This is a genomic window from Prauserella endophytica, from assembly GCF_005146945.1.
GTDB lineage: Bacteria > Actinomycetota > Actinomycetes > Mycobacteriales > Pseudonocardiaceae > Prauserella_A > Prauserella_A endophytica.
Genome location: NZ_SWMS01000002.1, coordinates 246921 through 260129, shown reverse-complemented (window position 1 = coordinate 260129; position 13209 = coordinate 246921). Strand labels below are relative to the sequence as shown.

The window sequence follows — 13209 nt, the reverse complement described above, 5'->3', positions numbered from 1 at the left end:
ACATGCGCACGCCGAAGCTCTCCTGCGCGTTCTACACCGGACCGCACACCCCCGACCACATCGCACTCGCCGAACGGCTCGGCTACCACCGCGCGTGGGTGTACGACTCCCCGGCGCTGTGCCTGGACTCGTGGAGCGCGCTCGCCCGCGCGGCCGACCGCACCGAGCGGATCGGCCTCGCCACCGGCGTTGCCGTGCCAAAGCTGCGGCACCTCGTGGTGACGGCCTCGGCCATCGCGACCATCGAGTCGATCGCGCCCGGCCGCTTCACCCTCGGCGTGGGCACCGGATTCACCGGCCTGCGCGCACTTGGGCACAAACCGATGAAATGGGCCGAGGTCGCCGAGTACGTCACCGCGCTGAAGACCCTGCTGCGCGGCGAGCCCGTGCAGTGGGAGGGCAAGACGATGCGCCTCATGCACGCGAGCGGGTACCTGCCGCAGCTGCCGGTCGAGTTCGACGTCTACATGGCCACCGAGGGTCCCAAGGGCTTCGCCGTGGCGAGGGAGCACGCCGACGGCGTCCTCACCGTCAACACCGAGCCCGGCGAGGGCTGGGAGAACTCCGCCCGCTGGGCGATGGGCACCGTGCTCGACGACGGCGAGTCCCCCACCTCCGACCGCGTGTGGGCCGCCGCCGGCCACGCCGCCGTGGTGATCTACCACCTCTACTACGAGGCGGGCTTCGACCTGAACGCGCTCCCCAACGGCGCGGCCTGGGGCGAGATGATCTCTTCGCTGTCCGAGGAGGAGCGTCACCTGTCCCTCCACAAGGGACACCTGATGGAGGTTTCGGAGCACGACGACCGGCTCATCCCGCGCGAGACGGTGTCGGCGCTGACCTTCACCGGCACCGTCGACGAGCTGCGGGCCCGCCTGGAGGAGATGGTGGCCAAGGGCATCACCGAGGTCGTCTACCAGCCCGCGGGCCCGGACATCCCGCGTGAGCTGGAGGCGTTCGCGCGCCTGGTGCCCTCGGAAGCCGTGGCGCGCTGATGGCGGCGAGCACGATCCGGTACGAGCAGCCGGAGCCCGCCATCGCCCGGATCGTGCTCGCACGACCGGAGAAGCGCAACGCGCAGGACCGTGACCTGCTGTACGCGCTCGACGACGCCTACACGCGCGCGGTGCGCGACGAGCGCGTCCGGGTGGTCATCCTGGCCGCCGACGGACCCGACTTCTCCGCCGGCCATGACCTCGAGACCGACTGGGCGATGGGCGACGCGCGGCCGAGGACGCTGACCGGCGGCTTCGACGCGCCCGGCGCGGAGGGCTGGTTCGCCACCGAGGAGGAGCTGTTCACCGGACTGTGCCTGCGCTGGCGCGACCTGCCGCGGCCCACCATCGCGGAGGTCCGGGGCCGCGTGATCGGCGGCGGGCTGATGCTCGTGTGGCCGTGTGATCTCGTCGTCGCGGCCGAGTCGGCGACGTTCGTCGACCCGGTCTCCGCGTTCGACATGAACGGCATGGAGTACTTCACGCACCTGTGGGAGCTCGGTGCGCGGCGGGCGAAGGAGATGCTGTTCACCGGTGAGCCGATCGGCGCCCGCGACGCGCTGGCGATGGGCATGGTCAACCGCGTCGTCGCCGACGCGGACCTGGAGTCCGCGACACTGGAGCTGGCCACCCGGATCGCCGGCCGCCCACCGTTCGGGCTGCGCCTGGCCAAGCGCGCGGTGAACCACGGGCTCGATCTGCAGGGCCAGCGCGCCGCCGTCGAGGCCGCCTTCGGTCTGCACCAGCTCGGCCACAACCACAACCTCCGGCTGCACGGCAGCATCGTCGACCCCGAAGGCCGTGCGGTCATCCGACGGAACGCCCGGCGGAGCCATCCGGATCGCCGGGACAACCCCACCCAGGAGCCACGATGAATCCCATCAGCCTGCTCGACAAGAGCGCCCGGATCTACGGTGACCGCGTCGCGTTCGCCTGCGGCGACCGGCGGCAGACCTTCACCGGGCTGCGCGACCGCGCGGCCCGGCTCGCCAACGCCCTTCGCGCCGAGGGAATCCGGCCCGGCGAGCGCGTGGCCGTGCTGAGCGACAACGCGTTCGAGGCGCTGGAGCAGGTCGCCGGCCTCGCCGTCGGCGGCTACGTCCGGTGCGCGCTCTACGCCCACGAACCCGCCGAGAAGAACCTGTACCTGCTCCAGCTCACCGGCGCGGCCGCGCTCTTGGTGCAGGACAAGCACTACGCCGCGATCGCGCCCGTCCTCGCGCAGGCCCCCGACGTGCGGGTGGTGTTCGTCGCGGGTGAGGCGCCCGAGGGCACGCGCGGCTACGAACAGGCGCTCGCCGAGGCGTCGGCTGAGCTGCCGGACGTGGTGCTGCGACCCGAGGACCCGCACGTCATCCGGTTCTCCTCGGGCACCACGGGCAAGCCGAAGGGCATCCTGCACACGGTGCGCGGCTGGATGGACATGGGCAACGAGTTCGCGCTCGTGCTCGGCGGGTTCACCGCCGACGACCGCTACCTCGCCGCGACGCCGTTCAGCCACGCCGCGGGACTGCTGGCGTGGCCGCTGATCGCCGTCGGCGCCACGAGCGTCGTGATGCCGTCGTTCGACCCGGACGCGTGGCTCGACCTGGTGGAGCGCGAGCGCATCACGTTCGGGATGCTCGCGCCCACCATGATCCAGCTGGTGGTGAACCATCCCGGCGCGGGTGAGCGCGACGTGTCCAGCCTGCGCAAGATGCTCTACGGCAGCGCCCCGATCTCGGAGACCACGCTCGTCGCGGCGCTGCGGCTCTGGGGCGACATCATGTACCAGACCTACGGGCAGAGCGAGGCCATGCCCATCACCTGCCTCACGTCCGGCTACCACGTTCCGGACGGCACCGACGAGGAACGGGCGTGGCTGCGCTCTGCGGGCCGTCCGACCCCGAACTCGGTGGTCCGGATCGTCGACGACGAGGGCAACGACCTGCCACCCGGCGAGGTCGGCGAGGTGGTCGCGCTGTGCCCTGGCACGATGCACGGCATCTGGGGCGATCCCGAGGCCACGAAGCAGCGCCTGCTGCCCGGTGGCTGGATCCGCACGCGCGACATGGGATCGCTGTCGGCGGACGGGTTCCTGTTCCTGGCTGACCGCAAGGAGGACACGATCATCTCCGGCGGGTTCAACATCTGGCCGATGGAGCTGGAGAACGCTCTCGCCGCGCATCCCGCCGTGGCCGAGGTGTCGGTGGTGGGCGTGCCCCACCCCAAGTGGGGCGAGACACCGCACGCCGCCGTGGTCCTGCGCGAGGGCGCGAGCGTCACGGAGCAGGAGCTGATCGAGTGGAGCAGGGAGAAGGTCGGCTCCGTCAAGAAGATCACCGGCGTGACGTTCACGGACTCACTGCCGCGCACGCCGATCGGCAAAGTGCTGCGCAGGGTCGTCCGGGAGCAGTACGTGGGTGACGCCCCGCGCATCGCCGGCGCGTGAGCGGGTTCGAGGGAAAGGAGACCACGGTGCCACTGGACGAAGCGGCACGCCGGGACTTCGCGGCGGCCGTCCGCGAGTTCGCCGAGCGCGAGTGCGGGACAAGGGAGAAACGCGTCGCGCTCACCGGTGGGGAGACCGAAGCCCACAGCCCCGAGCTGTACGCCAAACTGGCCGACCTCGGCTGGATCGGCGTGGCGATGCCCGAGGAGTACGGGGGCGGCGGCGGAGGTCTCACCGACGCCTGCGTGCTGCTGGAGGAACTGGCGTACGGCCAGGTTCCGGTGTTCGCGCTCGGGATCTCGATGATCGCCGCGAAGGCGGTGGAGAAGTTCGGCACGCGGCAGCAGCGCGAGAACCTGATCGGCGGCTTCTGCCGAGGGGAGATCTCGTCGGTCGCGATGAGCGAGCCCGAGTCCGGTTCGGACGTGGGATCGCTGCGGTGCCGGGCCGAGCGCCACGGCGACGAGTTCGTGCTCAACGGACAGAAGACGTGGATCTCGTGCGCGCACTATGCCGACCGCATGCTGCTCGTGTGCCGCACCGACTCCTCCGGCTCCAAACACGACGGCATCACGATGCTGACCGTGCCGCTGCCCACCGAGGGCGTCACCGTCCGCGGGATCGACACGCTCGGTGGCCGCGAGGTCAACGACGTCTACTTCACCGATGCCGTGGTGCCGGCCGCCAACGTGATCGGCACCGAGGGCGGCGCGTGGGCGCAGCTGATGGCGGGGCTCAACTTCGAGCGGATCACCTGCGCGGCGATCTTCCTCGGCAAGGCAAGGCGCGCCTTCGACGACACGCTCGCCTACGTGAGGGAACGAAAGCAGTTCGGCAGGCCCATCGGCAGCTTCCAGGTGCTGCGGCACCGCCTCGCCGACCTCGCGACCGAGCTGGAGTGCTGCCGGGCACTCGTGTACGACCTCGCGGGCAGGGTCGACGCCGACCCCGGCACCCAGCGCGCCAGGGAGGCCTCGATGGCCAAGCTGAAAGTCACCGAGACCGCCAAACGCATCAGCATCGAGGGCATGCAGATGTTCGGCGGGGCCGGTTACACCACCGAGTACGACATCGAACGGCACCTGCGCGGCAACATCATCTCCACGGTCTTCGCGGGAACCAGCGAGATCCAGCGCGAGATCATCGCGGGCTCCTACGGTCTGTGACGTTCCGCCGCAGAGCCCGCCTCAGCCGCCCGGACTCGCGGCCTCCCACTCCTCCCGCCAGTCCGGGTGGGCCGCGTACACCGAGGCGATGAGGCGGGCCGTGTCGGCGTCGGCGTGCTCGCGGATCTCTCGTCGGAGATGGGCCGCCTTCTCCGGGAACGGCACGGGCACCCGCTCCTCCGCGGCCTGCACGGGACCGGGCAGGAGCACCAGGCCCTCACCGTCGTCGCTGCGCACGATGCGCAGGCGGCCACGCCGCTCGGCTTCGTCCAGAGCAGGCAGAACGCCGTTGCCGTAGCGCCGTTCGTCGTCGTCCAGTCGGGCAAGCACGAAACTCGTCAACTCGGTCATGGGCCCGGGGTAGCCCGTGCGGCCCGGTTCAACACGCGGCCCGGTCCACGTCGTGAGCGGTGTGGCGACCGGCGTCCCCGGGTGGACCATCAGTGGCCGACCCTCGCGCACGGTCGCGCCCTCACGACGTGGCGGCCTGATCGCCTGAGTCGCCGACGAGGGCCTTCAGCACCGCGCGGACGTTCTCGACGTGGGGATGCCCGAGGTCGTCGAGGATCGCGATCGCCTCCTCGAGGCATTCGACGGCGCGACCGTGCTCCCCCGCCTTCCAGTAGGTGTCGCCCAGGGTTTCCAGCGCCTCGGCCTGCGCCGAGCGGAAGCGGTTGCGCCGGTCGATGTCGAGCGCGCGGCGCAGCGCCGGTACGGCCTCGTCGTACCGGCCCAGCCTGGCGAGGCCCGCACCGAAGCTGTGCAGCACCGTCGCGTAGTTACGCGGATCCTCGGCCTCGTCCGCGAGGTCGAGCGCCTCCCGGAAGTACCGCAGGGCCGTGTCGTGTTCGCCGAGGCGCGCGTGAGCATGGCCCAGGTTGTTCCTGACCCGCCCGCCCAGGACGCTCAGGCCGGCTCGCCGGTCGAGTTCGAGCGCCTCCCGCAAATGCGTGATCGCGGCGTGCTGGTCGCCGCGCATGGCCACTGCCACGCCGAGGTTGTTCAGGCTCCGGGCGGCAAAGAAAGGGTCGCCGACCCGCCTGCTGATCTCCAGTGACCGCGTGAGGTGGTCCACCGACTCCTCGAGGTTGCCGCACTGTCCGTGAGCGACCCCCAGGTCACTGAGCATCCACGCCTCGCCGCGGAGGTCTCCGTCCCTGCGTGCGGCCATCAAGCCCTTGTGGCTGGTGGCGATCCACAGTGGCCAGTCGCTCCTGCGCTCGAGATAGGCCCGCAGCACGGCGGTCTGCCGCCAGGCCACGCCCCACAGCTCGTGCTCGATCGCGACGTCCACAGCCGCGATGAGCGTCGCGTGTTCCGCCTCCAGCCAGCTCAGCGCGGCGCCGGTGTCCCCGAACCGCGGGATCCGGCCCGGCTCGCTCTCCTGCTCGGCCGGTACCTCGTCGAGTGGGTTGAGGACCCGGCGTGCGGCCCTGCTCGCGTGCAGGCACCACCGCAACAGCCGGGCGACCGCCTCGGCGCGTTCCCCGGGCTCGTCCTCCTCCACCAGGTCCCGGGCGTAGTCCCGGAGCAGATCGTGCAGGCGGTACCGGTCGCCCGTCACCGCGCTCACCAGATGCTCGTCGACGAGGCCTTCCAGCACCCGTTGCGCGGCCGCCTGCTCGATTCCCGCGAGAGCCGCCACCGACCACGCCGTGAAGTCGTCACCGGGATGCAGGCCCAGCAACCGGAACACGCGCTGGGATTCCGCGCTCAGCGCACGGTAGGACAGGTCGAAGGCGGCCCGCACGCGGCGCGTGCCGGCCGCGAGCTCGCTCGTGCGGTGCTCGGCGTCGCGCAGGCGCACGGCCAGGTCCTCGATGCTCCACGTCGGCCGCGCCTGCAGCCGGTGCGCCATCAACGCGACGGCGAGCGGCAACCGCCCGCACAGGTCGATCACCGTGCGCGCCGCGGTCTCCTCCTTCGCGACGCGCCGATCGCCGATGAAGTGCGCGAGCAGCGCCCTCGCCTCGTCCGGGGTCGGAACGTCGAGCGGCAGGAGCTGGGCGCCGTCAAGGGCCAGCGCGCGCCTGCTGGTCACCAGTACGAGGTGCGTCGGGCCCGCGGGGAGCAGCGGCAGCACCTGATCCTCGCTGGCGGCGTTGTCGAGCAGCACCAGTGCCCGCTTGCCGTGGAGGCGGTCACGGTAGAGCGCCGCGCGCGAGGTGGTCTCCCTCGGCACCTGCTCGCCGGGAACCCCGAGCAGGTGCAGGAACGAGGCGAGCACGGCGCCCGGATCGGCCGCGGGCTGGTCGGCGTGGCCGTTCAGGTCCACGTAGAGCTGCTGGTCGCCGTACTGCCCCGAGGCCAGCAGGCGGTGCGCGAGGTGCACGGCGAGGCGGGTCTTGCCCACCCCGGCCATGCCGACGATGCTCAGGACGGCGGTCGCCGTGCTGTTCTCGTGCGCCTCCACCAGGTTGTCGTGGAGTGTCCGCAGTTCGGCCGCGCGGCCGGTGAACTCGGCGATGTCGCGGGGCAGCTGCCTGTGCGCGCGCGTCACGGTGCCCACCTGTGCGGGCCGGTCCACCTCCTGGCGCAACACGCGCTGGTGCGCCTCCACGAGCTCAGCGCCCGGAGCCACCCCGAGCTCGTCGTCCAGTCGCTTTCGCAGCTCGGAGAAGACGGTCAGCGCCGCGGCCTGCCTGCCGCTGCCGGCCAGCGCGATCATCAGCGCGGCGTGTGCCGCCTCGTGCAACGGATCGGACTCCACCACCTCACGCAGCGCGGGCACGGCGTCCCCGTGGCGGCCCGCCTGTGCGGTGACCGCCGCGTACTCCAACACGACGGCGTTGCGTTCGGCTCCGAGCGCCACCGCGGCGGGGTGAAGGCGCAGCACCGGAAGGTCGGCCGCGGGGTCGCCCTCCCACAGCTCGACGGCCTTGCGCAGCGCCTCGCACGCGCCGACCAGGTCACCCCGCTGCCGCGCCTGCCGTCCCTCCGCGGCGAGGTGCCGGAACAGCAGCACGTCGAGCTGCTGCTGCGTGCACGAGAGCTGGTAGCCGGTCTGGGTGGCGGTCAGCACCCGCCCCGCCTGCGCGTCGCCCTGCCGTGAGGCCAGCCGCCTGCGCAGCCGCGACACGTTGGTCTGCAACAACTCCACGGCCGTCGGCGGCGGCTTTCCCTCCCACACGACCTCGATCAGCTCGTCCCTGCTCACCGGGGTGTTCGGGGAAAGGGCCAGCATGCCGAGCAGCAGCCGCTGCCGCACCGAGCCGAGCTCGACCGCGCGATTGTCCACCCGTACCGCCAGCGGGCCGAGCACCCGCAACCACAGGTCGTAGCCCACGCTCTCACTGTGCTGGACCACTCGTTCGAGCTCGGCCGTCTCCTCGGGAGCCAGTCCCAGCGCCAGCGCCAGCCTGCGCAGGGTCGCCAGCCGGGGCTTGGCCACCCGGCCCTGTTCGAGATCCCGCAACCAGGCGACGCTCATCCCGGCGAGGTCGGCGGCCTGTTGCTGGGTCAGCCCGGAGCGCGCGCGGTACTCACGGATCGACTGGTCGAGCCTCCGACTCTGGTGGCTGGACATCGCGGTCATGCGGGGCGCGCCGCGCACGAGAAGGGGGAACGTAACGCCGAAGTCATGTCGGAGGCCCATCCGATCCTGAATCACGGAGATGTCCTTGTACGGCCTCGGATGAAGGGAAAGCGGCGATGGTTCCCTGCGCCTCGGCCAAACCCCCAGAAATTCACCCGCCACGCCGTCTCGGGATCGATTGTCCCGGCAAGAAAGCGCCTTCCTCCTTCCCCGGACGAGGCGTGTGTTGGGCCCGACTCTACCGGCCGGGTGGGTGGCATGCCCAGTGGGCTGGGACAGCGCGGCACGACCGGTTGCGCCGGCCGGCGCAACCGGTCGTGCCGGGTGCCGTGATGGATGGGCGACGGTCAGGGCAGACCGAAGTGTGTGGACCAGCTGGTGCGGCGCGCCGGCTAGGAAGCGAACTCGCTGAGTGCGGGAACACCCCAGCACGCGCAGGGAACCTCGCGGGAGTCGACCTCCCTGGTGTACTCGTCGACGACGGTCTGCAGGATCCAGCCGCTGCCGCCACAGGTGCGGCAGGCGTTGTCGTCGGTGCTCATGTCGGCCTCCGTTCCGCATTCGGCTAGGACTACCCCAGCATCGCGGGCGGCGCTGGCAGACCACGGACACCGCGCCTGGTAAGCGGGAACCGGGAAAAACGCTGCGTACGGCGCATCCGCCGCGGTGCTACGGAGCCGCTACGACCCGACTACGGATAGGAGCGGTTCAGGATTTCGCCGTGGCCGAGCCTGGCGAGCAACCGCGTGGTGGCGGCGTCCGGCTCGGTGCGCGAGCCGTCGCCCCCGAGCGCCGCGCGCAGCTCGCCGGCCGTTCTGCCGACCCCCTCCGGCTGGTGCTCGGACTGGAAGAGCAGCAGCGTCCGCCACAGGCCCTCCATCCGGGGCAGCAGCGTCAAGCCCTTGCGCAGCGCCCATTCGACGCCCGCGAGGTCTCCCGCGGCCATCGCGAGCTCCGCCGCGCGCCGCACACAGCGAACGGTGCGGGCTTGGAAGTCTCCCGTCGCGTCCTGCAACGCGCGCCGCACCGGTTCGGCGAAGTCGGCGGAGGCGAACAGCTCGCCCCGGACCAGCCCGAGTGCGTTGGTGAGCCTCGCCCGCTCGGTGCTGGGCTCGGTACCGCTCACCAGATCGTGGAAGAGCTGCCAGTCCACCCGCACCTCCGGCGACAGCGTCCAGCCTTCCCCGGAGCCCCGCAGCCTCGGCTGCCCGGACGCGTCGACGCCGAGCCACTCGTGCAGCAGCCGCACGAACTCCGGGGCCGCCGGGCCCGCGACCTCGTTCAGCAGTGCGATGGAGACACCGCCGGGCAGGACCGCGGCGGCGGCGACCAGCTGCGCCAGCGCGGACTTGCGCTCCTGCGGAACCTGGCCCGGCGCCTCCACTTCCACGCGCCCCAGCACGCGGACCTCCGCCCTGGCAGGCGCGCGCAGCACCACGGTGCGCTCGAGCCCGCCACCGCACTGGCCTTCGCGGAACCACACGGGTTCGCCGGGGGCCGGCGAGTCCGGCCCGTACGCCGACGGCACCGCGGAACCGCCCCTGGCGAGCAGAAGCTCCCGGCGCAGCCCGGCCATGGTGGGCGCGATCGACCCGAACCGGAGGCCGAACGGGTTCAGCTGCGCGTGCCCCTCCGCGGCGACCCCCACGAGCCACCGGGCAGACGGACAGTTGCCCGCACAGAGGACGAGCACAACGCGTCTCGGATCCTCGGCGAGCCTGCGCAGCCGGTCGAGATCGGGAGCGGGCGGCGTCCGCGCGGTGATGACGACCAGCAGGCCGTGTGGCCGCTGCGCGAAGCTCTCCGCCATCGTCACCGCCTCGGCCACGGTGCGGGTGCGGCGGACCCGTCCCGGAGCCGGCAGTACGACGTCGGCGGGGAACTCGGCCAGCACCACCGTCGCCTCCCGCGACCACGGATTGGTGACCAGCTCGAACGCGATCGCCTCCAGCAGCCGCAGCGGCTGCTCGCCGGCGCCCTCCACGGCCACGAGGCCACGCGCCTGGCGCAGGTCGACGAGCACGTCGCTCTCGTCGGCCCGGCCGATCGTCACCACGGCCGGAAAGCCCGCGGGCAGCCGGCGGCCGGCGTTCAGGTCCGCCGCGGACAGGGACCACGACTCTCCCGGCGGTCCGCCGGGATGCGGACGCCAGCGGCCTGGCAGCGGCGCCGCGGCCGGCCGGACGAGGCGCAGCACCACGTGGTCGCGCCCGACGAGGAGAGCCCGCACGGCGGGTGGTTCGCCCTGACCGGCCCCCAGCTCGCCGAGCGCGGCGGCGGTCAGCGCCGCCGCGCGCACGTCGCGCATCACCCACGAGCCGGGCAGCAGCTCGGCGCGCGGACGCGGATGCCGCCACCGCCGCCACGCCTCGGGGCCCGCGGCGACGGCGAGGCCAAGTACGGCACCACCCGCCATGAGGCAGCCGAACAGCACGCCCGCGATCATGGCTCCTCCGGCCGCGACAGGCCCGCGAACAGGTCGAGCAGCACGTCGCCGGGCAGGATCAGCTCGGTCCTCGCGCCGGGGTCGAAGCACAGGGTGTGGTCGGGGCCGGGCCAGTTGGCCAGCAGCTCGACGAAAGGGACACCGATGTGGTGCTGCGCGGACCCGCCGGTGACCTCGAGCCCCGCGACCGAGCTGAACACCGGCACCAGCGGCGAGTCCTCGGGGCCCACGGTCCGCCACGGGAACCCGGTCTCGCGGATGCGCTCCGGGCCGGCGACCTGCCCCTCGGTCGGCAGGATCACCGTGGAGCCGAGCAGCCGCAACAGGAACGCGTCGGCGTCCTGCCGGTCGGCGGCGTCCCACAGATCCGCCTGCAACGCGCCCGCCGGGACGTCAGAGCCCGGGGTTCCCCCGGCGCCGAGTTCCTCCAGACAGCCACGCCGCAGCAGCCCGACGCACCGCTGCGCCACCGCTTCCGCGAGGAGCGCCGCCGGCACGATCTCCTCCCGTCCGTCCCTCAGGGCGGTCACGGAATCCACGGGAAGCGACACGGCGATCGGCGAGCCGGGATTGACGGCGAGGTGGTACGCCGGTTCCCGCCACACCTCGCGCAGCGAAGCGAGGTCGGTCGTCCGGTGCCCGAGCGCGAGCCCGCCGAGACACCAGGACAGGCTCTCCTCGGAGGTGTAGACCACGATGTGCTCGTGGCTCAACGGGATCCGCCGCGTCAGCTCCGCCCACTCCGGGCTGTCGTGCGCGGGCAGGACGGGCAGCAGCAACGGCGCGCGCAGCAGCAGTTCCGCGTACCGCGCGCCGTCGCCGGTGTCGAGCGCGGCGGCCATCGCCCGCTCGGCGTCGTTCCCCGGCCTCCACTCGTTCTCCACCGAGCCATCACCGTCCTCTTCCATCAATACAAGCCCGGCGACGCAAGGGCGGGGTATGGTCACTGACGATGGCAAGGACATTTCTCGTCGCACCGGGACAACCCGGCGCGCACGCCTCGATCGCGGAAGCACTCGACGCCGCAGACGAAGGCGCGATCATCTCGGTGAGTGCCGGGGAGTACGCGGAGACGCTGTCGATCCGCGGCCGCGACGTGACGATCGCGGCCAGCGAACTCGGCACGGTGACGATCACGCCGTCGTCGCACGACGAGCCACTGGTGTCGGCCACCGGATCCCGGCTGCGGCTGACCGGGCTCACCCTGCGTGCGGGCGACCGGGCCGCCGTCGAGGTGCGCGGCGGCACGGTGCACGTCACCGACTGCGAGGTGTCGGCGGGCTTCGCGGCCGCGCTGAGCGTCGCGGGCGGAGCCGAGGCGGAGATCACCGGCACGCGGATCACCGGAGCGCAGGTCGGTCTCGTCATCGAGGAGTCCGACGGCCTCGTCGACCGTTGCGAGGTGCGCGACATCGTGGACGACGCGGTGATCGTGCGCCTCGGCGCGCAGGCCACCATCCGGCATTCCACAGTGGCCGGTTGCGGCTTCCGCGGCGTCTACATGTACCAGGCGGGCGGCTCGCGGATCGAGCGCTGCGACATCTCGCGGGCGGGCGACGCCGGTATCGCCGTCGCCGACCAGAGCTTCCCGACCATCGACGAGTGCTGGGTGCACGACACACAGGGGCCTGGCATCACCGTGGGCCGGGGGTGCGGCGGGGTGGTGCGCAACTGCCGGGTGGAGAACACCGCGGAGCCCGGAATCCACCTCGCCGAGGACGCGAGGACGGAGATCACGCAGGACTCCGATGGCCCGGCCACCCCGCAGGTCGGCGCGGCGAAGGCCACCGGAGGGCGGCAGGACGCCGAGCAGGTGGAGAAGCTGCTGGGCGAACTCGACGGCATGATCGGGCTCGCCGGGGTCAAGCGCGAGGTGCGCGCGCTCATCGACGAGCTGCAGGTGAACGAGTGGCGGCGCAGCGAGGGACTCAGCGTGGGCGCGGTGAGCCACCACCTCGTGTTCGCGGGCGCTCCCGGCACCGGCAAGACCACCGTGGCGCGCATCTACGGGCAGCTGCTCAAGGCGCTGGGCATCCTGCCCAACGGCAACTTCCGCGAGGTCTCCCGGCGCGACCTGGTCGGGCAGTACATCGGGCACACCGCGGAGAAGGCCGCCTCGGTGTTCGACGAGGCGCGCGGCGGCGTCCTGTTCATCGACGAGGCCTACACGCTGTCCCGCTCCGGCGGCAGCGGCGCCGACTTCGGCCAGGAGGCCATCGACACCCTCGTGAAGCTGATGGAGGACCACCGCGACGAGGTGGCCGTGATCGTGGCCGGCTACACCGGGGAGATGCGGGAGTTCCTCGACGCCAACCCCGGTCTGGCGTCGCGCTTCGCCAAGAACATCGAGTTCGAGAACTACAGCCCGGAGCAGCTGGTGCGGATCAGCGCCCGCATCGCCGGGGGCGACGACTACCGGCTGACGGAGGACCTGGATTCCGCGCTGCTCGAATGGTTCGCGCACGTGGAGCGCGACGACAACTTCGGCAACGCACGCGAGGCACGCAAGCTCCTGGAGCGGATGCGCAAGTCGCAGTCCACCCGCCTGCGCGCGCTCGGTCGCAGGCCGACGAGGGACGACCTGTTGACGCTGACGCTGGACGACCTGCTGGACGCCGTCCGGCAGAACGGCTGAT

The 13209-nt window shown here is 72.0% G+C and carries 10 protein-coding genes; 5 read left to right on the top strand and 5 right to left on the bottom strand.

Features of this window, described 5'->3' with window-relative positions; genetic code table 11:
* Positions 1-2: 2 nt before the first annotated feature.
* Genes FCN18_RS05065 through FCN18_RS05050 form a run of 4 tightly spaced genes read left to right on the top strand, consistent with a single transcriptional unit; the run spans position 3 to position 4592 of the window.
* Entirely contained in the window at positions 3-995 is a 993-nt protein-coding gene (locus FCN18_RS05065) for an LLM class flavin-dependent oxidoreductase (protein ID WP_112269722.1), read from the top strand.
* Positions 995-1870 (top strand): enoyl-CoA hydratase, encoded by an 876-nt coding sequence (locus FCN18_RS05060; protein ID WP_199543151.1) that lies wholly within the window; start codon positions 995-997, stop codon positions 1868-1870. The genes FCN18_RS05065 and FCN18_RS05060 overlap by 1 nt, the downstream gene beginning before the upstream one ends.
* Entirely contained in the window at positions 1867-3426 is a 1560-nt protein-coding gene (locus FCN18_RS05055; RefSeq protein WP_137093547.1) for a class I adenylate-forming enzyme family protein, read from the top strand. The genes FCN18_RS05060 and FCN18_RS05055 overlap by 4 nt, the downstream gene beginning before the upstream one ends.
* A 26-nt stretch (positions 3427-3452) precedes the next feature.
* Entirely contained in the window at positions 3453-4592 is a 1140-nt protein-coding gene (locus FCN18_RS05050) for an acyl-CoA dehydrogenase family protein (protein ID WP_137093545.1), read from the top strand.
* Positions 4593-4613: 21 nt separating this feature from the next.
* Here the strand turns inward: FCN18_RS05050 and FCN18_RS05045 are convergent, their stop codons facing one another.
* The 5 genes from FCN18_RS05045 to FCN18_RS05030 form a co-directional block, all read right to left on the bottom strand.
* A complete protein-coding gene (locus FCN18_RS05045; RefSeq protein WP_112269714.1) occupies positions 4614-4943 on the bottom strand; it encodes a DUF6221 family protein in 330 nt (109 codons plus the stop codon).
* A gap of 121 nt (positions 4944-5064) precedes the next feature.
* Positions 5065-8202 (bottom strand): tetratricopeptide repeat protein, encoded by a 3138-nt coding sequence (locus FCN18_RS05040; RefSeq protein ID WP_137093543.1) that lies wholly within the window; start codon positions 8200-8202, stop codon positions 5065-5067.
* A 317-nt stretch (positions 8203-8519) separates the two neighbouring features.
* On the bottom strand, positions 8520-8669 hold the full coding sequence (locus FCN18_RS39450) for a hypothetical protein (RefSeq protein WP_170200513.1): 150 nt from the start codon (positions 8667-8669) through the stop codon (positions 8520-8522).
* A 149-nt stretch (positions 8670-8818) separates the two neighbouring features.
* On the bottom strand, positions 8819-10573 hold the full coding sequence (locus FCN18_RS05035) for a bacterial transcriptional activator domain-containing protein (protein WP_137093541.1): 1755 nt from the start codon (positions 10571-10573) through the stop codon (positions 8819-8821).
* Complete coding sequence (locus FCN18_RS05030; RefSeq protein WP_158303055.1) at positions 10570-11457, bottom strand: SseB family protein; 888 nt, start codon at positions 11455-11457, stop codon at positions 10570-10572. The genes FCN18_RS05035 and FCN18_RS05030 overlap by 4 nt, the downstream gene beginning before the upstream one ends.
* Before the next feature lie 68 nt (positions 11458-11525).
* Here FCN18_RS05030 and FCN18_RS05025 point away from each other — a divergent pair, with 68 nt between their 5' ends.
* Positions 11526-13208: a right-handed parallel beta-helix repeat-containing protein gene (locus FCN18_RS05025; RefSeq protein WP_113643553.1), complete on the top strand. Its 1683-nt coding sequence runs from the start codon at positions 11526-11528 to the stop codon at positions 13206-13208.
* The last annotated feature ends 1 nt before the right edge of the window (position 13209 follow it).